This is a genomic window from Pseudomonas sp. ENNP23 (assembly GCF_001728945.1).
GTDB classification, from domain to species: Bacteria; Pseudomonadota; Gammaproteobacteria; order Pseudomonadales; family Pseudomonadaceae; genus Metapseudomonas; species Metapseudomonas otitidis.
Map to the genome: position 1 here is coordinate 1 of NZ_LYSP01000095.1, position 2132 is coordinate 2132.

At 55.5% G+C, this 2132-nt stretch carries 2 protein-coding genes; both read right to left on the reverse strand.

The window, feature by feature from the left end; genetic code table 11:
* Positions 1-148: 148 nt before the first annotated feature.
* A complete protein-coding gene (locus tag A9G05_RS27550) occupies positions 149-625 on the reverse strand; it encodes a hypothetical protein (RefSeq protein WP_139131273.1) in 477 nt (158 codons plus the stop codon).
* Positions 618-2132 (reverse strand): RHS repeat-associated core domain-containing protein (locus A9G05_RS26145; protein ID WP_139131274.1); only part of this gene is annotated, 1515 nt, incomplete at its 5' end. The genes A9G05_RS27550 and A9G05_RS26145, both read right to left, overlap by 8 nt.

Below are 2132 nucleotides of genomic sequence, written 5' to 3' on the forward strand. Positions count from 1 at the left end.
TATCAGGAACAACTCCTTACGGGTCTGCTTGCGCTTACCGGCGTACTCGGCGTCAGCGAAGGTCATCTGCTTCATCGGGAAACTCGGAGAGTGGAATTCGGGCATTCTGCCAAAATCAGGAAGTCTTTTTCAGACCATCCCTAGAGGGCTAATTAATTCCATATTTACGTAGAAGCTTTTCGGGATTGGAGAGGCCAGCTCCCCAGCGGAAGAATCTGTACAGAATATATGTGAACAGAATTAGTCCCAGCCCTGCGCAGCTGAATAGCAAGCCTCCAGAAATTTGGCGGTAAATAAGTGGGGTGCTAAATAGGCCGTGCAGTGTGAATGCTAAACCTGTCAGAGAGAATAGAATTCCCGAAAATACTACGAGTGTAACAAGGGCTGTGTCTATTGCTCTTACACGAAGTCTGTACACTATATGGCTGCCTTTTTTTTGAAATTCAAAATAGTGATGGTCCGGGAAGAGTGTTTTTTTAAATGCAGCTATTTTGTTGTTGCCGTTTGCTCGGATATTGAAGTGAGTGTGGATTATTTGATTTATCTCTTCTGGTCGCCCAGTTAAGATTTTTGGTGATATCTCTTCGGCGCATATTTTTGAAATATAGTTAAGTATTTTATTCATTTTCTAAAAGTTTCCTTGCGGAAACAGTTCCACCTATTGTGCCTGTAGCGCCGAAATTGTATCCGGCGCCATAGTGAATTACTCCGCCTGTCATTTTGTTGTTTTCATTAAATTCAATGCTGGCGCCTACTCTGTTTATATGTGCGCCTAACTCAACCCCCTTCCCTGCTAGATCGCTAACTGAGCCTCGGTGGTAGCCCAAGTCTATAGAGGTTTTACCTATACCATAGCTCTCTCCACTCGCTTGGACTGTTCCGTAAAGTCCAGCATCCCACTCTCCGCCTGAGAATCCTGGGTACGATATTGCGACTCCACAGCTAATGCCGTTAGGTGGCGCGTCTGAGGGCAGAAGCCAACTGAGAAAACCTGGTCCATGTAATGATCCGCCGACATTGATGGTGTCTAGACCGAGTAGATCTATATTGGCTATAGGATTGGAGTAAACATATCCAAATGTATTCAGTCCCCCCTTGAGCCCAATCGGATCACTCTCCACATACCTACCCGTCTCTGGGTCGTAATCCCTGAAGTAGTTGTAGTAGAGCCCACTGTGCGCATCGGCGACCTGCCCGGGGAAGCGCAGGATCACGTCGATGGTGCTGCCGTAGGTCTTGGGTTGCCCCACCCCAAAGGCATCACTCGGCCAGCTCCACACCAGGTTGCCGCCCTGGTTGGTGGCCAGGCGGGGGGTGTTGAGGTGGTCGCTGTGCAGGTAGGTGAGGGTGGTGCTGGCGATGGTGGTGCCGGCGCTGTAGGTCAGGTCGATCTGGGCGATGGGCAGGTTGTCGAGCCAGACGTAGTAGCTGGCCTGGCTCTTCCTGCCGGCGGTGGTGTAGCGCACCTGGCCCATGACCTGGCCGTCGGGGCCGTAGAGGTAGGTGTAGGACGTGCGGGCAGTGCCCTGCTGGACCTCCTTGAGCACCCGCTGGCCGAGGGCGTTGTAGGCGTAGCGGACGGCGCGGGTGGAGAGGGGATCGACGGCATCGGTGACGGCGCTGAGGCGGCCCTGGTCATCGTAGGTGTAGCGACGGCTCTGGCTGTAGCGGGTGTAGTGGCCGGCGGCATCGGCTTCGACGGCGTAGCTGGAGCTGCGCTGGGCGAGGCGGTTGCTGTCGGGGGCGTAGCGCAGGCTCTGCTTGGCGGTCTGCGTTTCGGTGCCATTCGTGGTGGCGTAGGTGGTGCGGCTGGTGCGGTTGCCGGTGGCGTCGTAGGCGTAGGCCTTGCGGCTGTCGGCGGTCTTTTCCTCGGTCAGGCGATCGAGGGCGTCGTACTGGTAGTCGAGGCTGCCGAACAGGCTGTGGGCGTGTGCGGTGATGTTGCCGTTGGCGTCGTGGCTGTACTGGCTCTGCCAGGTGCCGACCTGCTGGGCGGTGAGCTGGTAGTCCTGGTCGTAGGTGCGGTTGAGGACGATGCCGTTGTTCCAGGTGAGGCTCTTCAGCGGCCCGAACGGCGCATAGGCGATCTGGCTGGCCAGGGGCGTGGGTGTGGCACTGCCCACTGCAAACCC

Excerpts from the sequence above, each read along its gene's own strand:
- A9G05_RS27550 (WP_139131273.1), bottom strand. The coding sequence starts at position 625 with ATGAATAAAATACTTAACTATATTTCAAAAATATGCGCCGAAGAGATA.